The sequence below is a fragment of the Archangium gephyra genome (genome assembly GCF_042230915.1).
In the GTDB taxonomy this organism is placed as follows: Bacteria; Myxococcota; Myxococcia; order Myxococcales; family Myxococcaceae; genus Archangium; species Archangium gephyra_B.
Genome location: NZ_CP102578.1, coordinates 9,855,481 through 9,875,050, shown reverse-complemented (window position 1 = coordinate 9,875,050; position 19,570 = coordinate 9,855,481). Strand labels below are relative to the sequence as shown.

The window sequence follows — 19,570 nt, the reverse complement described above, 5'->3', positions numbered from 1 at the left end:
TGGTGAGGCGGAGCTACACCTGACGCGGGGCTTCCGCCCGCGGGGGGCCCAGCGCCCGGCCCTCGAGTGCGCTCGGGGCCACCGGGAGCTGCTCGACGCGGAACTGGGGCAGCGCGCGGAACAGCAGCCAGTCCCCGCTCTCGAGCGGCCCCTTCACCAGCTGCCCGGTGTCGAGCAACTGCCGGCCGATGGGCACGGAGGTGTCGCCGAGCGCGAGCTGGAAGCGCAGCCGCTCCAGCCGCCCGTCATCCAGCTTCACCTGGCCCTCCACGTAGACGCTGTCGTCGCCGAGGAAGAGCCGTGAGGCGCCCTCGACGCGGCCGTAGGAGTTGTCCGCGAGGATGAGCTCGAAGGAGTCCTCGCGCAGCACCGAGGGACAGTCCCCGCTCGGCGTGTGGCCCACCACCACCCGGTGGATGCCCGAGCGGGCGAGGGCCGCGATGAGGGCAGGGGAGGGCAGCCCGGGGTGGTTGCGGGTGTCGGCCATGCGCCCGTACACCACGCTGCCGAGGTTGATGCGCTCGCCGGGAGTGGGGGCCTGGTAGGCGATGAGGGGCTCCCAGGCCGGGGTGCCGTCCGGCTCGAGGCGCTCCTCGCGGAAGGCCGCGAGCTGCTCGCTGTACCAGCGGTTGAGGGCCTCCACCCAGGCATCCACGCCCTCCACGTGCTCGCCCGTGGGCACCACGCCGAGGCTGCGCTCGTGCACCCCACCGTGGACGAAGAGGGTGTTGCCGGTCCGGTAGGCGAGCTGACAGACGGAGAGGTAGTCGCGCAACGGTCCCCCGGGGAGGACGTCCCCGAGGAAGCTGTCCACCACGTCCTCCTCGCTCACGGGTCCGCCGGTGCGCTCCAGCTCGGCCCGGCGGAACTCGAAGGCGCCGCGCGCGCCCATGGTGTTGTCGAAGATCCACCGCAGGAGCACCGGCCGGGGGGCGGCCCGCATGTCGGCGGGGGTCTTCGGGAGCGGGTGGCCATTCAGCTCGCGCGGCAGGCGCAGCTTGTTGATGTCCCGGTTGCCCGCCAGCAGCACCACCTGGGAGGGCTGCCGCTGCCGGGCCTCCAGGAGCGTGCGCACCACCCGGAGCCCATCGGGCCCGCGATCGACGGCGTCGCCCCCGTAGATGAAGGTGGCGCCCGGACGCACCACCAGCCGTCCCTCGGTGTCGAGGTGCACGTGCGGGTTGTCCTGGCAGAAGCTGGCCAGCTTCTCCCAGATGCCCTCCACGTCCGTGAGGTAGGCGACGGGGTGCTCGGACCTGCTCGTCCCGGGATGGGTGTTCGCCATGGGGGAAGGGTGCTCCTCCGAGCTGGGCCTGTCACCTCTATTGAAGGCCCTGCCAGGAGAAGGAGATCTCATTGTCGAGAGTCCCCACCTGCCTCCCGCTCACCTGCACGCCCGGCGTGCCCAGCACCTCGAACAGGGCGAGCAGTGCACCCTCGTGGATGAGGTGGGGCATGAAGTCGTGCTTCGTGACGAGCAGCCCACTGCGGAGCCCCGTCCAGCGCACCGCGCACTCTCCGTAGCTCACCGCCGCCCGGTAGGCCGTGGGCAGGCTGTTGAGCAGGATCCTCGGGTTGCCCTGCGTCACCGAGAGCAGCGCCTTGCCCATCGCCGAGGAAAGGAAGGGAGGGGCCGCCATGTACCCCACACGGCGCATCGCGGCCTCGAAACTTCCCTGTTGCTCCTGCAGCAGCCACGTCGCCGTGTAGATGACCCGGAGATACGCGGTGACGGGGTAGTTGAAGAAGCCCGTGAAGCTCGTCTCTCCACCCGCGTCGAGGCACTGCCTCACCGCGTCGTCTCCGAGCCCCCGGACGGCAGCCAGCGCGCCGTTGAAGAAGAAGCCGCGCATGGTGTGCCCCGGTACCGCCAGGGCCAGCCGGCGCTCGAGCTCCTGCCGCGAGCCGAAGTCTCTCTCCTCCACCGTGATGGCCTTGCTGCTCATCCTCGCGCTCCTACCCGCCCCGAGAGACGTGCCAGAGCCAGCAGGATGCAGGATGTGGATGAGAGGGCAAATCCGCTCCCGGGCATCCCTGTTCACTGCGTCACGCCATGTCTGGCGGGCGGCTACGCCTCGTCCCAGAGGGCGGCGAGCTCCAGCTCCAGCGCCTCGAAGGGCTCGGCGCGCACCCGGGCCGTACCGGTGTGGGTGGCCAGCGGCGAGTAGTGCGTCCCTTCCAGCCGGAACACCTCCAGCGTGCGTGCTACTGGCTCCACGAACCACACGTGCCGGATGCCCTCGCGCGCGTACACGGGGAGCTTGGCCGTCCGGTCCAGCCTGGCCGTGGAGGGGGAGAGCACCTCACACACCCAGTCTGGCGCGAGCGTGAAGGCCGCGGTGCTCGGTACGCGTGGCATCCGCTCCCTACGCCAGCCGGCCAGGTCCGGCACCAGCACGTCTTGCCCCAGGTGCAGCTCCGGTTCATCCAGCACAACCCATCCACCAGGGCCTCCCCGGTGGAATGCGACGACCAACCTGCCCCCCAGCACGGAGGCCGCCACCGTGTGAGGACTCGCTGGCCGGGGACTGGCGTACAACTCCCCGTCGATGAGCTCCCCCACCACGTGCTCCGGGAGTGCCTCCAGGTCGGCGTAGGTGGCGCGTTCACGTCCCATGACTTCCCTCGGTCCCTCGACGCCCGTCTCCGTCTCCATGGAGCCGGTCTAGCACCTCGGTCTGACGTGTCACGTCACCCGGGCCCATCTTCCCTCTGAAGTTGCCTCCGAATGCAGCCTGCCGCAAGCGCCTACCGAGCATCAGCCGCCGGAATTCCCATGGAGCTTCACAGGAGCCGCCTGTCCGCCCGCCCGCGAGAGCACTGGAGACGACGGTCTACGACTCCTCGGTGTCCTCGCCACTTCCGCGAGTCGCGGTGGGACGGCGGGCGGCGGGAGCCGGAGCGGCGGCGCGGCCCTTCGGAGGTGTGGCGCGAGCAGGAGTCCGTGCCTGCTTCGCCGGCTGCCCCTGGGCCTGCGCGGGCGCCACCTTCGTCGAGGAGGGCGAACTCGTCTCCCGGGCCAGCCGCGGATCGTACTGGATGACGGTGGGCTCGCTGGCGAAGCGCTCCTCCTCGAGCTCCGAGGAGAACAGCTCCTTCATGAAGGCGGTGAGGTGGGCCGGGGTGGCCGGGAGCCGCTCGGCGAGCAGGAAGTCCTCGAGCGCGAGCTGGAGCTCCCCGGCGCTCTGGAAGCGCTCCTCGCGCTTGCGCGCCAGTGCCTTCATCACCACGGCGTCCAGCGACTTGGGGATGCCGGGCACGGCCTCGGAGGGCGGAATCACCTTGGCGCCGACCACGGCCTTGAGGGTGGCCAGGTCCGACTCGCGCTTGAAGAGCCGCTGGCTGGTGAGCAGCTCGTAGAAGACGATGCCCAGGCCGTACACGTCCGAGCGCGCGTCGAGCTCCTCGTCGCGGGCCTGCTCCGGGGACATGTACGCGTGCTTGCCCTTGATGGTGCCCACCACCGTGTGGCTCAGCTTGTTGGACACCTTGGCCACGCCGAAGTCGATGAGCTTCACGTTGCCGTTGAAGCCCACCAGCACGTTCTGCGGGGACACGTCCCGGTGGATGAGGCCCAGCTTGCGGCCCGAGGGCGAGCGCGCCTGGTGCGCATGGTCCAAGCCCGCGGCGGCGTCCGCGATGATGCGGCACTTGAGCCCCAGCGGCAGCCCGCCCTTGCGGTGGTTGGCGCGGGCGTTCACCTGGCTGACGGCCTCGCCCTGGACGTACTCCATGGCGATGTACAGCACGCCGTCCACGTCCCCCAGCTCGTAGATTTGCGCGATGTTGGGGTGGTTGAGGATGCCGGCGATGCGGGCCTCATCCAGGAACATCTTGATGAAGTCCGTGTCCTCGGAGAGGTGGGGCAGCAGCCGCTTGACCACCAGCAGCTTCTGGAAGCCCACGGGCCCCTTCTGGCGGGCCAGGAAGACCTGACCCATTCCGCCAGTCGCCAGTTTTCGGAGCAGCTCGTAACGGCCGAAGGTTTCCACGGGAGCGCCAACCTTAGCCCCCCCGAGGCCACGAGCGGAAGGGACCCCGCGCTCTTGACGGGGCCCCCGAAAGCCGCTCCCTGCTTCCTCGGAGCCCTCAGGGGGCCGCGGGGGTCACCACGCAGGCGCTGCGGTAGCGGACCTCGATGAGCTGGCCCAGGGTGGGCACCGCGGCGGACCGGAAGACGACGGCGTTGCGAGCCGGGTCATAGGTCCACTGGTCCTCGGCCAGCCGCCGGCCCTGGACGCGCACGGACATCTCCGCCGTGCCGTTGGGCGTGGCGCTCAGCGAGAAGTCCGCCTGGGGCTCGCCGGCGCGCTGCAGCAGCTTGTCCAGGAATGGGCCGTAGTCGCCGGTGCAGATGGACTCCACCGCGCCGCCGGTGTGCTGGGCCACGGTGGAGAAGCGCGGCCCCGGCCCGCCCGCGGTGGTGCAGCGCTTGTCGGTGGGCACCAGCGCGTACAGCTGGGTGCGGTGCGACATGCCGGTGCCCTTCACCGCCTGGAGGAACTGCACGTAGCTCTCCGGATCGAAGCCCGAGTGGTCGTCCTCGTCGGACACCACCACCACCGCGAGCCGGGCCGTGGAGCGCAGGAAGCCCAGGTTGCCGTCGTTGGGCAGCGGGGTGCGCGGATCATCCGCGCTGGTGGCCAGGGGCGAGGAGAGCGCTTGGCGCATCGTCTCCAGGCCCTGCACCAGGTTGTGGCACAGCCCCAGCTCGTCGATGTTGGCCTGCACCGTCGCCGCGGCCGTGGCCGAGGTGCTGGAGATGGCCCGGGAGCGCCGGCCATCCACGGGGGCGAGCCGTCCGGCCTCTCCGCCCGCCGCCGCGCCGCTGCACACGCTGGCCCGCGCCCCCAGGCCCGTGCTGGTGACGCCCAGGCGCAGGTCCACTCCCTCGCGCCGCGCGCGCTCCACCCACCCGGGCAGGGCCGCCTTCAGCCGCGCCTGGAAGGTGTCCATGGTGGTGGTGTTGGCCACCACGAAGAGCACGTCCAGCTGGCTGTCCGTGCCCTGGATGAAGCGATCCAACTGCAGGCCCTCGTGGTTCGTCTCCGCCAGCAGCGGGACGAGCAGCGGCGCCGTCTCGTTCTCCGCGGACGCGAAGAAGGGCGTGTAGTGCTGGCCATGCACGTTGCGAGCGTAGGAGAACTCCACCTCCACGCCCTCGCCGGGCGCCAGCATGCGCGGCAGGGCGAGTGGCGTCTCCTGATGGAACTGGCCGCTGGTGCCCGCGCCGAGGTGGGCGTCGGTCATGACGACGGGCGCGGCGCACTGGTTGGAGATGAGCGTGCGCCGGGGCTTCGCCGGGCAGTCGTAGCGGATGGGCCCGAAGTCCACGAAGGCCGGCGCGGCCACCAGGCAGCTCGCCTGCGACACGCCGCGGATGGGCAGCGTCACCGTGGGCGTCGCCGGGTTGTTCACCGTCAGCTTCAGCTCGCCCTGGAACTGGCCCGCCGCCGGAGGCCGGAAGGCGATCATCGCGCTGAAGGCCGAGTCGTACGGCACCACGCCGCCCGCGAGCTTGCCGCCGGGCATGAAGAAGGCGCCACCGCCGTCATTGGACAGGTGGATGTCCTTCACCGCGCACTCCTCGCGGCCGGGGTTGCGGAAGTAGAAGCCCAGCACGGCGCCCCGGCCCGGCTCCACGTTGCCGAAGTCCAGCAGCGGCTGGGGGAGCAGCTCGAAGACGCAGGGGCCCGTGGCCCGCGCGCTGCCGGTGAGGACGATCTCCCGCTCGGGGTTGAACAGGTCGTCCGAGACGAGCACCAGCGTGGCCGTCCACGGCCCGGCGCCCTTGGGCTCGAAGTACACCGTCAAATCCAGCGCGTCCGTGCCCGGCGCGATGGGGACGTTGTCCGCGCTCAGCGCCGGCCAGGCCGTCCCCGCCGTCCACGGCTGGGGCACCTTGCCGCGCAGGGGCACGTCCACCGAGAAGTGGTCCGCGGCGCCGGTGCCGCGCACGCCCCGGAAGTACAGGTTGCCGGTGGTGCCACCGTTGGTCAGGCGGATCGTCTTGCCCACCTTGCCGCCCACGGGCAGCTCGCCGAAGTCCAGCGCCAGCGGGGCCACCGCCAGCCGGGGCCGGCCGCCGTTCGCGTCGAGAATCACCTGCGTCTGGCGCGGCTTGTCCGACGCGTAGCCCACCGTCAGCATGGCCTTGGTGGGCCCGGAGGTGCGCGCCGCGAACTCCATGGGCAGCTCCACCACCTCGCCCGGCTTCACCTCCGTGGCGCGCACTTCCTTCAGCGGCGTGAAGGCCCGGTCATTGGTGGTCAGCTCCTGCAGGGTGACCGGCCTCCAGGTGATGTTGCGCGCGCGCGTGAAGGACTTCGTGCGCTCGTGCACCGGAATCAAGTCGAAGGGCACTGGCGCGGGATCGAAGACGAAGGCGCTCGCCACCGAGCGGCCCGCCAGCTCCGCCGTGGACGGCGTGCAGGTGGCACAGGGCTTCACCTCCACCAGCGCGCGCATGTCCCCGAGGTCCGTCGGCAGGTAGCGCGTCTCCACCTGGTGCGTGCTATTGGGCGGCACGGTGATGGTGTCGGTGCGGAAGGCATCGGCCGCCGCGCCCTTCACCGTCACGGTGAGCGGCAGGTCCACCGGGTTGGTGATGGTGAGCCGCAGCGTGCGCTCGCTGTCCACCTCCAGCGTCTCGAAGTCCAGCACGGGCGGTTGGATGTCGATGGGCAGGGGCACGCCCTGGCCCTTCACCCGCACCGTGTGCTCCCGGCCCGAGTTGGCGTCCGTGGTGACGTGCACCCGCTCCTCCACGGCGCCCTCGGCGAGCGGGTGGAAGCGCACGCGCACCAGCTTCTCCTTGCCCGGCTCCACCCGGCCCTCTCCGTCGAAGGAGACCTGGTACGAGGGGTTGCCCTCGAGCCCCAGCGCCTCCAGCGCATGGAAGGGCACGTAGCCCACGTTGCGCAGGCGCACGACCTTCTCGCGCCATTGCCCGACCGGCACCTCGCCGAAGTCGAGTGCGTCCGCGTCCACCGCCGCCGTGGCCACGACCGAGCGGGTATTGCCCGGCTCGTGGCATGCGGCCAGAAGCGCCGCCAGCAGCGACAGCCCGATGATCCGCCCACCGCTCAGCCCCGTCTTCATTGCCCGTTCTCGCCTCGCGCCCATCCGGCATGGGCCCAATGCAAACGGGCGACCAGCCCTGTGTCGACTGGGGAGCCCAGTGAAAACAGGGGGTTGGTCGGGGGTGTGGATGTAGGATACGAAGGGAGGGAAGCCGCTTACCCTGAAGGGTGGAAGGAGTTTTCCCGGCTTGCCAGGGGGCTGGGGGCGGACTAGCGGGCCGGGGAGATGTGCTCCACCAGGGCGCGCGCCACGGCCTCGGGCTGCTCCAGGTGGACGTGGTGCCCGCCGGGGATGACGAGCGGGGGCCGCAGCCGCAGGGCGGCCATCCTCGCCTGGGCGCGCTCGTCCTCGAAGCGGAAGCCCTCGCTGCCGAGGATCAGCTGCACCGGGCAGGTGACGGCGGAGGAGACGGCGAGCCACTGCGCGTCGTCGTAGCCGAAGGCGAAGCGGCGGCGGTGGGCAGGATCAAAGGTGAAGACGAGGCCACCCTCCACGGGCTCGGTGCCATGGCGGGCCATGTGGAGCGAGGCGGGCTCGGGCAGGGAGGGGTTGTTCTCCCGCAGGCGGGCGGCGGCGGCCTCCACGCTGGGGTAGCGCTTGCGGTTGGGCGGACGCTCCAGGTCCTCGAGGAAGCCGCGCAGCCGCGGGAGCGCGTTCTCGGGAGGGCCGCCGGTAGGGCCGAGGCTCTCGATGAGGCTGAGGCTGAGGACGCGCTCGGGGCGGGCGGCGGCGTAGGCCGTGGCGACGATGCCGCCGAGCGAGTGGCCAACGAAGTGCGCGGCCTTCAGCCCGGTGGCGCGCAGCACGGCCTCCACGTCCACCAGGTACTCGGCGAACTGGTAGTGGGCGTGGCCCGGCAGGTGGGCGCTGCGGCCCATGCCTCGGAAGTCGAGCAGCACCAGGCGCCAGGCGTCCGGCAGGTGCTCGGCGACGAGGTCGAAGCTGTGGGAGTGGTCCAACCAGCCGTGCAGGAAGACGACTGCGGGAGCGCCCCCCGGGTTGCGCTGGCGCGCGTGGAGGGCGAGACCGTGGGCGTCGGCTGTCAACGACTCGAAGGATGAGGGCAACGGCGGCTCCTTGCGGGCCGGGAAGACTACTCCGGCCGGTGCCGCATGACGCATCCGGCCGCCGTTGTGCTGTGGACCCGGCTCAGGCCTGGAGCTGGACGGGCTCCATGGGCGCCGGGGCGGAGAGCATCAGGGCGAGCTGCTTCGCCTGGCCCTCGGACGTGCAGCGGTACTCCTGCACCTTCCCGTTGGCCTTCTCCAGCCGGAGGATCCAGACATCGGCTTCTTTCGACACGACGGAACGAACCTGCGACATGGCTGCCTCCTTGAGGGCTGCCTTCCCCCGCTCCTTCCTCAAGCACGCGGCGTGCCGACACCCGGGCTTTGCCACTCCTCAAGGAATCCGGGGATTTAGCGCCTGCCTGCCCCTACCGGAGTGACAAATCTTGCGTGGGGTTGCGACAAAACGTGCGTGTAGGTCTGCACCTTTTGCGTAGCACCCCGGGGTGACCGCAAAGGTTCACATTTTCTCAAAGCTCAGAGTGCGTCGGAGGGGTCGGGCCGTAGCTCAGGGCTCTGCCAGCTGGTGGCTCAGCCACTCCTCATGCGAATGGATGCTGGTGAAGACCGAGAGGCTCTCGCCCCGGCCGTTCTTCGCATTCCCCCCCGCGATACCGATGAGCACGGTGTGGCCATCGCTTTCCGTTCGCCAGCAGCCCCCTCCGCTATCACCCGCGTCCAGGTGTGAGGCGACGTGCCCGCTGGGCATCCGCTGCTGTGCGACGACGAACTCGACACTTCCCGAGTCCAGCCTCCTGAGCCAGCTCACCTGGTTCTCGCCAGAATGACGCTCACCCGCCAGGCCGAGAGGCTCACCGGGGCCATAACCCGCCATGACGATGGGCTCACCCACCCGCGCCTCTGCTGTTGCCCGCTTCACCACCGGAGCGTCCTTCACCGGCATGTCCAAACGGATGACGGCGAGGTCCGCGCTACTCCAGACCACGCTCCCTTCATCGTCGTAGAGGAGCTCGAGCCGGGGATGGGGTATCACCGAGCCGCTGTACGTCATCTGTCGCGCGCTCTCTGCCTCTCCTGGAGCCTGCGGCTCGTAGATGAGCGTCCTGACCTTCGCGCTGCTCGCGCACCGCGAGCTGTCCAGGACAGCGTCGAGACGTTGGCTCCGAAGGCTCTCGGCCCTGGAAACGACATCCCCTCGGCGCTCCATCCCGGCCATCGCCGCCTTGGCGAGTGCCTCGCGTTCGGACACGGAGAGCTTCCTCGTGATGCAGACGCAATGTCCGGCCGTCAGAACGATCCGCGGCGCGATGAGGACTCCGCTGCACTCTCCGCTCGAGCCCGGTTCTTGTGCGGCCTTCTCCGCAACCAAGAGCCTGAGCGTCGACTGGTAGCGATTCTCGAAATCCCGTGAGCTCCCAGGCCTGACGAGAGACGTGCGACGGAGGAGCGTCCGCTCCAGCGACGAGGTCTCCGCGGCGCATCCGCTCCCGAGGGCTGTCACCGACAGCACGGCGAGAAGTGTCCGGCCCACCCTCATGGAGTGCTCTGCATCCGCTCGAGAATCCAACCCTGGAAGGCGTGGGTGCCGATGCAGGAGGGCTCCCGGCCCAGGCTGCGACTCGAGATCCCGGCGAGCTCCTGCCCCTGAGGGGTCTCCCGCAGGCAAGGGCCTCCACTCTCGCCCTTGTAGACATTCCGGTTCGGCTGCTCGAACACGACTCGCTCTCCACCTGATTCCGCGCGCTTCACCACCCGCGTCGTGCTGAATCGGCGATCTCCCCCCATGCTTCCTCGGAGCTCGTCATGACCGTGTCCCACCACGGTGATGGGCTCACCGGGGGTGACTTCCGTCTTCGCGAGAGCCGGCGGCGAAGGCGCGTCCTTCACTGGAATCTCCAGGAAGACGAGCGCGAGGTCCGCATGGCTCGAGACAATCCCCCCGCCAGCATCCAGCAGGAGCTTGAGCTCGGGATGGGCGTGAACCTTGCCTTGATGTCTTGTCGTGCGTACCTCCGACGGCTCACCCTGGGTCATCGGCAGGTAGGAGAGGACCTTGATGGTGGCACTCGCCGCGCACGTGGTGGCCTCGATGATGCGCCCGTTCCCATCACCCAGCACAGGCGCTGGCCGCTGCGGACAGACGCAGTGTCCCGCCGTGAGCACCCACCGGGGGGAGAGCAGCGCGCCGCTGCAACCCTTGAAGCTCTTTCCCGACACGGGCTCCTGGGCCACGACGAGGACCGTTGAAGGATAGCGGTTCGCCGAGTCGATCTCTCCCGCCAGCGCCTCCACCGACACCTCCTGGTTCGTGGTCTCCGGGTTCTCTTGCTTCGTGTCCTGGTTGGAGCGGTCCGTGCATCCTGCAACCGACAGCAGCAGCAAGAGCCCCGGCAACACGGATGCGGACAACGCACCCCCTCGCGGGAGTGCTCTACCAGGGTTCCATTTGCGCATCCGCACAAGCTAGGTGGGGGGAGCGCGCCGCGTCAAACGTCAGAGTGCATCCGAGGGATCGGGCCACTCCCAGGCGGAGCGGTAGCCGCCGCCCTCCTGGGTGGACTCGATGAGGCGGGCGTAGAAGGGATGGCCGCTGAGGGTGGCCGAGTCACCCACCACGAAGAGGTGCCTGCGGGCGCGGGTGATGGCGACGTTGATGCGGCGCAGGTCGGTGAGGAAGCCGAGCTGGCCCTCGGAGTTGGAGCGGGTGAGGGAGACGAGGATGGCGTCCTTCTCGCGGCCCTGGAAGGCGTCGACGGTGTCCACCTCGACGTCGGGGGAGAGCAGCTCCACGCGCTCGCGCAGGGCGTGGGCCTGGGCGCGGTAGGGGGTGATGACGGCGAGCTCGCGGGGCTCCAGTCCGGCGCCGAGCAGCTCCTTCACACGGGCGATGACGAGGTCCGCCTCGCCACGGTTGAAGAGGCTGCCGGTGTCCTTCTCCTGCTCCTCGTCGAAGCCCTTGCCGGCGGTGTCGAGGAAGAGGACGGGCGGGGCGTCCACGCTGGCCCCGGCGGGCAGCACGTCCGCGAGGGTGCGGTCCGCCACGCTGGGGTGGGCGCGCAGCTCGCCGCCGTACATCTCCCTGGAGGGGAAGGACATGATGGCGGTGTTCATCCGGTACTGCTCGCGGAGCATGCGCTTGACGCCCTCGCCGTGGTCGGAGAGCAGGCGCTCGAAGAGGCTGACGGCGAGCCCCTGCTTCGCGGCCTCCTGGGAGAGGACGGTGGGAGGCAGCTGCTGGGGGTCTCCCGCGAGCACCACCTTGGGGGCGCGCAGGAAGCCGAGCAGGGTGAGGGGCTCGGTGGCCTGGGTGGCCTCGTCGAGCAGGGCGAGGTCGAACTCCTCGTGGGAGAGGACGCCGGACTCGAGGCTGGCGAGGGTGACGCAGACGACCTGGGCGCGCTCCAGGACGGCGTGCAGGGCCTTGCGCTCGAGGGCGCGGGCCTCGCTGAGGAGGCTCTTGGCCTCGGTGGTGGAGGCGCGGGCGTTGGCGAAGCGCGCGCTGCTGCGGCCCTGGTTGCGCTGGCGGCGGGCGTAGCCGAGCAGGGAGAAGGCCTCGTCGAAGAGCTCGCGGGAGAGGACGCGGTCGGGGTGCTCCTCCACCACGATGTCCAGGGTGTGCTCCTGGAGGCGGGGTGTGACGCGGGCGGGGTGGCCGACGCGGATGGTGCGCAGGCCCTTGTCGAGACAGAGGTCGGTGAGGTGGTCGACGGCGGCGTTGCTGGCGGCGGTGCACAGCAGCCGCTGGCCGCGGGCGACGGCCTGGGCGGCGACCTCGGCGAGCACGGTGCTCTTGCCGGTGCCGGGAGGGCCGTGGACGAGGAAGAAGTCCTCGGCGGCGAGCGCGCGGGAGACGGCGTCGTGCTGCTCGGGGTTGAGGGGGAGGGAGGGGGTGAATTCGCGGAGGTTGTCGAAGCGGGGAGGCTCGTTGCCGAGGAGCACCTCGCGCTTGCGGCGGGCGGCGCCCTTGTCGAGCGCCTTGACGCGCTGGAGGCCGGCGCGGACGCGCTCGTAGGTGACGTCGTTGGGGACGCGGTCGAGGCGGAGGAGGCCCTCGTGGACGAAGGGAGGGGGCTCGCGATCGAAGGCGAGGGTGACGCGGGTGGCGGTGGCGCGGGAGACGAGGGCGCGGGCGGGCTCCTTGATTTCGGAGCGGCGGGGGAAGACGGCGACCTGGTCGCCGTTGTCGAGGCGTGCGGGGAAGCGGGCCCTGTCCTTGCGGGCGAGGGTGACGAGGACGCGGCCACCGAGGCCGACTTCTTCCTCGATGCTCTCCAGATCGAGGAAGGAGAGGCCCTGCTCGGCGCGCTGCTGAAGGGACATGCCCTCGGCGAGGGCTTCCATGCGGGCGCGCTCGGCCTCGCGCTCGAGGGCGAGGAGGCGGCCAAGGGAGTCGAAGAAGGAGACGTCGCGAGACATGGGGGAAGGTTTATGCCACGCGCGGGGCGCCCGCATGACGCCGGTGTGGGGCCGGGCGCTCGCCAGGCGACGTTGGCGGGGAAAGAATGAGTTGGCGGGTGGTTGCGAATGCTCGCTGTGTGCACGAGCCCGCTCGTGCTGCTCAGTCCCGCGGTGGTGGCTCGGCTTCAACCTCGTCATTGACTTCATAACCATCGGCCATCGCCAGTGGATACAGGGCGCGACGTTGGACGTTGGCGTGGTTGACCGCGAGGTGGATCTCCCCCGCAATCAGCACCCATGCCCGATCAGGTGGCTCGGTTTGTTCTTTCAGCCATGCCTCGGCCGTCTCACGGCTGGCGAAGGTGGCCACGGCAATGGGCGCCACATCCTGGATGAGCTCCGCGAGGTAGTACTCCATGGCGGGCCACGGTATGACTTTGCGGTGGTTGATACTGCGGAGATAGACAGCCTGATGGTATTGCTCGTTAATCAATACCAATGCCCGGCTGGGAGGTTCGGAAATTTGCTCCAGCCAGGCGGCCGCCTCTTCCCGCGTGCCAAATGCAGCCATGACACGCGGTGGGGCGCCGGCTTCGAGTCTTCGCATGTGCTCGCCCAACGCGTCGAGCTCGCCGGTCGAGACGATGTAATCCACTGCATCCAGGACGATGCGAAGCGGTCCCTGCTCGCCGGACGCCCCTGACTCGGCCAGCAGTTGATTGAAAAAACCATGAGTTCTGGCCAGAAGCTCTCGGAGGTTCGTACTGCCAGCTCCGGCCCGCCCCAGGCTGCCTGGGACATGGTGCTGACGAAAATCCTCGAAACGGTAGTCCTGGCCGGTCGCGGAGATGAACGAGAAGGTGTAGCCCGCGCACTCCAGAATTCTTGCCCGCTCGGGGGATTGTTTCTCCTTCCAGAGCCTCCCGATGAGTTTCTGGGCCTCGAGAATGATGTCTTGGGCCATCATCAGCGCCTCTCATCATTCAGGACATCAGGTGGTGCGGCCTCGAATCCGCTCGTCAGTAGAATCGCCGCCGCGGGAGCCAGGATGAGGCTACCGGGCCCTCCGAAGGCCAGGAAGGCGACCCCGGCGATGATGATCATGGTGCCATCCAGGATTTCCTTGCGGTGTTGCTTTGCCCATTCGACGGCTGGCTCAATCGCCTCGAATCGTTGCGCTTCCACGTCGCGTAGCTGGCAGCAGTCATTGTAGGGCTGGATGCATTTCCTGTTGCACCACTCCGCCTTGCCTCCTGCTTTGCGTGGAATCTTGATGCCGCCGTAGCCAGGAGGAAGGGGGCGCTTCATGCAATCCTGGTAGCACTCATGGAGCTCGGCCTCACAGTCGCGCGTGAAGGTGATGCGAAGGATGCTTCCTGCATTGCTTTGTCTACCCGCTCGGTACGAGTATTGCGACAAGTCCATGTCCTGTGCTGGCCGCCACTCGTGGGTGGGGTGCCCGTCCGGCTTCTCCTTGATGATGAGCACGTACTGCGCCAGCTCCTGCGATCCGGATGGACCCGCCAGGGAAGGGTGAGAGGCGCTACATGATATCAGCGGAAGGCAGAGGACCATTGCCATGAGTTTCCGGAGGATGGCGCCAGTGCCCATGGAGAGAGCCTAGACTCCTGTTGAGGCGGGTTGGGCAGTCACCCGGCATGCGGCGTTCACATGCTGACAAGATTTCGTAGAGCGCCGCCGTGGCCACGAACACCACGAGCCCGAGCGCCATCGCGAGGAGCCCCGCGAGCCGGGCCTCCCCTGGGGGGTGGTAGGTGATGCTTTCAGCTCCATGGCGCGAGATGACCCCCTTGGCGAGGTGCTCGAATGGCTCGCTCTCACGGACTCTGCTGTCAGGGGGCAAACACGAGAAAATAGGAAATTCCTGGAAATTACCCCATGACATCCTGGAGAATGTCCGGGTAGTTCCCCCCACCCGAGGAGCCTGTTTTGTCGTCCAGACTTTGCGCGTTCGTCCTCCCCCTGCTGATCGCCACCTCCGCCGCGGCGCAGACCCCGGTCATCTCCTTTCCGGCGAGCGGCCCCTATACCGTCACCGGCACGCTGCGCGCCGGCCAGGCCTTCACAGTCCAGTACGACCTCAACCGGCTGAAGACGTGCCGCGCGACGTACAGCGGCATGGACACCTGGTTCATCACCGTCGAGTACCGCTTCGACTACGGCACCTTCCAGAGCGCCTACGTGACCAACACGAGCGGTTACATCCGCCAGCCGGTGCCGGCCACCATCACGGCGCCCGTTGGGGCGCGCACCCTCGAGATGCGCTTCAAGAACTGGGACCGCGGGAGCTGCGTCGCCTACGACCCGAGCTCCTGGCCCATCTACACGTTCACGCTCCAGCCGTAGTGGAGACGCACCGGCAACCGACGTAGCACCACCGGGGGCCGGTGCTGTTTCAGCTCGTTCATCGACTCTTCGGAAAAGACGAAGGATTCAGCCCAGATTTCCAAATTGTCTGGGTCTGCCTCCAAGGGTTACTCCTGCCGCTTCGAGCCGGTTGGCCCAAGGAGAACGCGGATGTTGGAAGTCTTCATGCAGCCCGAGGCGCTCATCAGTCTCCTCACGTTGACGGCGATGGAGATCGTGCTGGGCATCGACAACATCGTCTTCATCTCCATCCTCACGGGGAAGCTGCCCGCGGCCCAGCAGCCGCTCGCGCGCAACCTGGGACTCGGCCTGGCCCTGGGCATGCGGCTGCTGCTGCTTCTGACCATCTCCTGGGTGATGGGCCTGACGGCGCCGCTCTTCAGCGTGATGGGCAAGGGGTTCTCCGGCCGCGATCTCATCCTGCTCGGCGGTGGCCTCTTCCTCATGGCCAAGGCGACGCACGAGATCTTCGACAAGCTCGAGGTGAGCCATGAGCAGGACGGCAAGGGCTCGCGCGCGGCGGCCTCGTTCGGCCTCATCCTGGTGCAGATCATGCTGCTCGACATCGTCTTCTCGCTCGACTCGGTCATCACGGCCGTCGGAATGGCCCAGCACATTCCGGTCATGATCGTCGCGATGATCATCGCCGTGGGCGTGATGCTCGTCGCCGCGAAGTCGATTGGCGACTTCGTGAACAAGCACCCCAGCATGAAGATCCTCGCGCTGAGCTTCCTGCTGCTGATTGGCGCGATGCTCACCGCGGAAGGGTTCGGCCAGCACATCAACAAGGGCACCCTCTACTTCTCGATGGCGTTCGCGCTGGCCGTGGAGCTCGTCAACATGCGGATGCGCAAGCATCAGGCGCCCGTCACGCTCCATCACAGGTTCGAGGGCGAGCAGGCCCCGGCCCCGGTGAGCGGCGCTTCGCCCAGGCTCCAGGCCATGCCTGAGTGAGGACGGCCCTCCCGGGCGCGCTCACGACAAACGTGTCCAACTGTTGGACAAGTTTCTGAAGACCGGGCCCGGCGGGTCCGCCGAGCCGGGTGCCCCCAGGTGTCACGCGCGGCAGCGCTCCAGCAGGGCGCCCGCCCAGGTGAGGCCGCTGCCCACCACCGCGAGTGCCACCGCGTCCCCCACCTGGGAGTTGTCCCAGTTCTCCGACAGCACGGTGGGGGCGCCCGAGGCTCCACAGTTGCCGCGGTGCACCACGTTGTAGAAGTGGCGCGCGTCGGACACCTCGGTGCGCCGCTGCACCGCCTCGAGCATGCGCAGGTTGGCCTGGTGCCCGATGAGGCTCAGCCCATCCGGGGTGCGTCCCGGAGCGGCCGCGAGGTAGTGCGTGCGCAGCGCCAGGAAGGTCTCGGTGGCGCGCTTGATGGCGAAGGTCTGCACCGCGGCGCCCTGCTGGGTGAAGTGGCCCGCGCGCGGCACCTTCACCTTGTCCGCGCCCGAGGGACTCCCGCCGAGCAGGGTCTGGGTGATGCGCCAGGGGCCGGGGATGCGCGGGCTGAGCACCGCGGCGCTGGTGCCATCGCCCCACAGCACGCAGCTGGAGCGGTCCGAGTAGTCCACCACGCGGGTGGAGTTCTCCGGGTTCACCACGAGGATGAAGTCCGGGAGGCGCTCCGGCCGCATGCCGGCGAGGAAGTGGAGCTGGGCGCAGAAGGAGGAGCAGGCGGCGTTGAGGTCCAGCGAGGGCGCCTCGATGCCCAGTGCCTCGGCGACGCGGCAGGCCTCCGCTGGAATGCACTCGTCGGGGGAGCAGCCACCGGCCACCACCATCCCCACGTCCTTCACGCCGAGCCCCGCTCGCTGGAGGGCCATCAGCGCCGCGCGCTTGCCCGTCTCCGCGTTGGAGTACAGCGCGGCCTCCAGGGCTCCGCGCACGTCCCGGTTGCGGGTCTCTCGGATGTAGTCGAGCGGCAGCACCGTGTGCCGGGTGCGGATGCCCACGCGCTCGACGATCCACGCGTCGTCCGTCTCCAGGCCGATGTCCTGGAGGAACGCGTTGGTGATGAGGTTCTCCGGGTGGAAGTGTCCGAGCGCGTGGAGGAACATGCGGTCCATCTACCCACGCCACGTCATGGCTCTGCCACGGCCCCGCGGATTTCCGCGAAGGCCCCGGTCTGACGCGGTGCGCGGCGTACGCGCGGCGCGTCATTTCCTCCACGCTGCGTCTGAGGACGAGGCCCCGGGGAGCACCTCCACCTCCCCGGGAGCCTGTCTGCCTGCACTACTTGCGAGCCGCGAGCACCGGCGCCTGGAGCGCGTCGGGCACTGGCTCATAGGTGGCCAGGCGCAGGGAGGCCGTGGCGCGTCCCTGCGTGCGGCCGCGGAGGCTGTTCACGTAGCCGAAGAGGCTGGCCATGGGCACCAGCGCGGAGACGTTCCGCACCGCGCCATGGCCCTCCATTCCCCGCACACGCCCGCGCCGGGCGGACAGGTCCCCGAGCACGTCGCCCAGGAACTCCTCCGGCGTGGTGACCTCCACGTCCATCATGGGCTCGAGCAACTGCACGCCCGCGCTCCGCGCCGCCTCCTGGAAGGCCAGCGAGCCGGCCATCGTGAACGCCTGCGGTGTGGAGTCCCGCACGTGCGTGCTCCCGTCGACCAGATGCACCTCCACGTCCACCATCGGGTAGCCCGCGAGCACGCCCCGCTCCATGGCCCCGGCCACGCCCTTCTCGATGGCCGGGATGAACTCCTTCGGGATGACCCCTCCATGTGTCTCGTCCACGAAGACGAGCCCCGTGCCTCGCGGCGCGGGAGCCACCTCCATCACCACATGGGCGAACTGCCCGGGCCCTCCGGTCTGCCGGACGTGACGGTACTCCTGGCGCACCTTCTGGCGCAGCGTCTCGCGGTAGGCCACCCGCGGCTGGCCCACGCTCGCCTCCACGCCGTACTCGGTCCTCAATCGGTCCACGATGATCTCCAGGTGCAGCTCTCCCATGCCGGACAGCAGTTGCTGACCGGTCTCCGGGTCCACCTCCACACGCAACGAGGGGTCCTCCGCGGCGAGCCGCGCCAGACCGTCCTCCATCTTCTGTTGCTCCGCCCGAGAGCGCGCCTCGATGGCGAGCTGGACGACCGGCTCGGGGAAGCGGAGCGCCTCCAACAACACGGGAGCCTCCGGAGCGCACAGCGTGTCGCCCGTGCGCACCCCGCGCAGGTTGAGCGCCGCGCAGATGTCGCCGGCATGCACCTCGTCCACCTCCTCGCGCTTGTTGGCATGCATGAACATGAGCCGTCCCACGCGCTCGCGGCGCTGCTGGCGGGTGTTGAGCACGGCCATGCCCGTGCGCAAGGTGCCCGAGTAGACGCGCAGGAAGACGATGCTCCCCACGGCCTTGTCGTGCATGAGCTTGAAGACGAGCGCGCACAGCGGCTCCTCGTCGCTGGCCGCACGGGTGACGTGCTCCCCCGTGCCGGGCGTCTCGCCCCGGGCCGCCGGAAGGTCCGACGGAGCGGGCAGGTAGTTGATGATTCCGTCCAGCAGCATGCGCACACCCTTGTTCTTGAAAGCCGCCCCGCAGAGCACCGGCACCAGCTGCCGCTGGAGGGTTCCCGCACGGAGCGCGCGCTCCAACTCCTCGGCGGTGATGTCCGCCAGCCGTCCCTCCACGTACTTCTGGAGGACGGTGCCATCGACCTCGGCGCAGGCCTCGATGAGCCGCAGGCGCAGCGCTTCCGCTTCCGCGCGCAGGTGCGCGGGAATCTCCTGTCCCTCGGCGGGCTCGCCCTGGTCCGCCTCGAAGAAGAAGGCCCGCATGCGCGGCAGGTCGATGAGCCCGGTGAACTCCGGGCCCGCTCCGATGGGGAGCTGCACCGGCACCGGGTGGGCCTCCAGCCGCTGGCGGATGGAGCGCACGCACATGGCGAAGTCCGCGCCCACCTTGTCCATCTTGTTGAGGAAGGCGATGCGCGGCACGCCGTGCCGGTTGGCCTGGTGCCACACCGTCTCGGACTGCGGCTCCACTCCCTGGCTGGCGTCGAACACCGCCACCGCTCCATCCAGGACGCGCAGGGACCGCTCCACCTCGATGGTGAAGTCCACATGTCCCGGCGTGTCCAGGATGTTGATGCGGTGCGGGTGGCCCGCGAAGGGCCCCCGCATCGGCTTCCAGGAGGCGGTGGTGGCCGCCGAGGTGATGGTGATGCCGCGCTTCTTCTCCTGCTCCATCCAGTCCATCTCGGTGGCGCCGTCGTGCACCTCGCCCATGCTGTGGATGCGGCCGGTGAAGAAGAGGATGCGCTCGGTGAGCGTGGTCTTGCCCGCGTCGATGTGGGCCATGATGCCGATGTTGCGGTAGCGCTCGATGCGAGTGGTGCGAGACATACAAGACTCCCGTTCCCGCCGGGTGCACGCACCCGCGGGTTGAAGACAGACACTGGTTGAGAGGGATAGGCGCGCCGGGGCCTCGGGCGCGCACACGCATGCCCGGGAGCGGCCCCTCAGGGACGCTCAGGACGGCGTGAGGACACACGAAGGCCCGGGATGATCAGTGGCGGAACCAGGCTCTTGCGGCACACGGGAACCAGCCAACCCGCGTACCAAGCAACCCGGTCCGCCTGATCAAATGTCGAGCAGAACCTTGTTGCGGGAGCCGAGACGCACGTCCGCCATCGGCGCGGACTCGCGCACGGACGGCACACCCAGAATGGTGGAGACG

General features: G+C 69.1%; 16 protein-coding genes. 2 read left to right on the top strand and 14 right to left on the bottom strand.

Going from position 1 to position 19,570, the window contains the following annotated elements; genetic code table 11:
- Window positions 1-13: 13 nt before the first annotated feature.
- From NR798_RS38895 to NR798_RS38840, 12 genes are all read right to left on the bottom strand, one after another.
- Complete coding sequence (locus NR798_RS38895; RefSeq protein WP_375767626.1) at window positions 14-1,285, bottom strand: metallophosphoesterase; 1,272 nt, start codon at window positions 1,283-1,285, stop codon at window positions 14-16.
- A gap of 37 nt (window positions 1,286-1,322) precedes the next feature.
- A complete protein-coding gene (locus tag NR798_RS38890) occupies window positions 1,323-1,946 on the bottom strand; it encodes a TIGR02265 family protein (RefSeq protein ID WP_375767625.1) in 624 nt (207 codons plus the stop codon).
- Window positions 1,947-2,068: 122 nt separating this feature from the next.
- Entirely contained in the window at window positions 2,069-2,617 is a 549-nt protein-coding gene (locus NR798_RS38885; RefSeq protein WP_375767624.1) for a Uma2 family endonuclease, read from the bottom strand.
- Window positions 2,618-2,834: 217 nt separating this feature from the next.
- On the bottom strand, window positions 2,835-3,941 hold the full coding sequence (locus NR798_RS38880) for a serine/threonine protein kinase (RefSeq protein ID WP_375767623.1): 1,107 nt from the start codon (window positions 3,939-3,941) through the stop codon (window positions 2,835-2,837).
- A 148-nt stretch (window positions 3,942-4,089) separates the two neighbouring features.
- Window positions 4,090-7,101: a choice-of-anchor D domain-containing protein gene (locus tag NR798_RS38875; RefSeq protein WP_375767622.1), complete on the bottom strand. Its 3,012-nt coding sequence runs from the start codon at window positions 7,099-7,101 to the stop codon at window positions 4,090-4,092.
- Window positions 7,102-7,292: 191 nt separating this feature from the next.
- Window positions 7,293-8,150: an alpha/beta fold hydrolase gene (locus NR798_RS38870; RefSeq protein ID WP_375767621.1), complete on the bottom strand. Its 858-nt coding sequence runs from the start codon at window positions 8,148-8,150 to the stop codon at window positions 7,293-7,295.
- Between the two features lie 82 nt (window positions 8,151-8,232).
- The gene (locus NR798_RS38865) at window positions 8,233-8,406 is read right to left on the bottom strand and encodes a hypothetical protein (protein ID WP_375767620.1); all 174 of its coding nucleotides are present in this window, start codon (window positions 8,404-8,406) and stop codon (window positions 8,233-8,235) included.
- Between the two features lie 252 nt (window positions 8,407-8,658).
- Entirely contained in the window at window positions 8,659-9,648 is a 990-nt protein-coding gene (locus NR798_RS38860) for a trypsin-like serine protease (RefSeq protein ID WP_375767619.1), read from the bottom strand.
- Complete coding sequence (locus tag NR798_RS38855; protein WP_375767618.1) at window positions 9,645-10,520, bottom strand: trypsin-like serine protease; 876 nt, start codon at window positions 10,518-10,520, stop codon at window positions 9,645-9,647. The genes NR798_RS38860 and NR798_RS38855 overlap by 4 nt, the downstream gene beginning before the upstream one ends.
- An 84-nt stretch (window positions 10,521-10,604) precedes the next feature.
- Window positions 10,605-12,527, bottom strand: coding sequence for an AAA domain-containing protein (locus tag NR798_RS38850; RefSeq protein WP_375767617.1), 1,923 nt, complete (start codon window positions 12,525-12,527; stop codon window positions 10,605-10,607).
- Window positions 12,528-12,669: 142 nt separating this feature from the next.
- The gene (locus NR798_RS38845) at window positions 12,670-13,476 is read right to left on the bottom strand and encodes a hypothetical protein (RefSeq protein WP_375767616.1); all 807 of its coding nucleotides are present in this window, start codon (window positions 13,474-13,476) and stop codon (window positions 12,670-12,672) included.
- Window positions 13,476-13,997, bottom strand: a complete 522-nt coding sequence (locus NR798_RS38840) for a hypothetical protein (RefSeq protein WP_375767615.1) — start codon at window positions 13,995-13,997, stop codon at window positions 13,476-13,478. Before NR798_RS38840 ends, NR798_RS38845 begins: the two co-directional genes overlap by 1 nt.
- 462 nt (window positions 13,998-14,459) lie before the next feature.
- On the opposite strand from NR798_RS38840, the gene NR798_RS38835 reads away from it, so the two are divergent.
- The gene (locus NR798_RS38835) at window positions 14,460-14,876 is read left to right on the top strand and encodes a DUF6209 family protein (RefSeq protein ID WP_375767614.1); all 417 of its coding nucleotides are present in this window, start codon (window positions 14,460-14,462) and stop codon (window positions 14,874-14,876) included.
- 171 nt (window positions 14,877-15,047) lie between these two features.
- Entirely contained in the window at window positions 15,048-15,851 is an 804-nt protein-coding gene (locus NR798_RS38830; protein WP_375767613.1) for a TerC family protein, read from the top strand.
- A gap of 102 nt (window positions 15,852-15,953) precedes the next feature.
- On the opposite strand, the gene NR798_RS38825 is transcribed toward NR798_RS38830, so the two are convergent.
- Window positions 15,954-16,964, bottom strand: a complete 1,011-nt coding sequence (locus NR798_RS38825) for a 3-oxoacyl-ACP synthase III family protein (protein WP_375767612.1) — start codon at window positions 16,962-16,964, stop codon at window positions 15,954-15,956.
- A 166-nt stretch (window positions 16,965-17,130) separates the two neighbouring features.
- Window positions 17,131-19,236, bottom strand: coding sequence for an elongation factor G (gene fusA, locus NR798_RS38820; RefSeq protein WP_375767611.1), 2,106 nt, complete (start codon window positions 19,234-19,236; stop codon window positions 17,131-17,133).
- Window positions 19,237-19,570 lie beyond the last annotated feature (334 nt).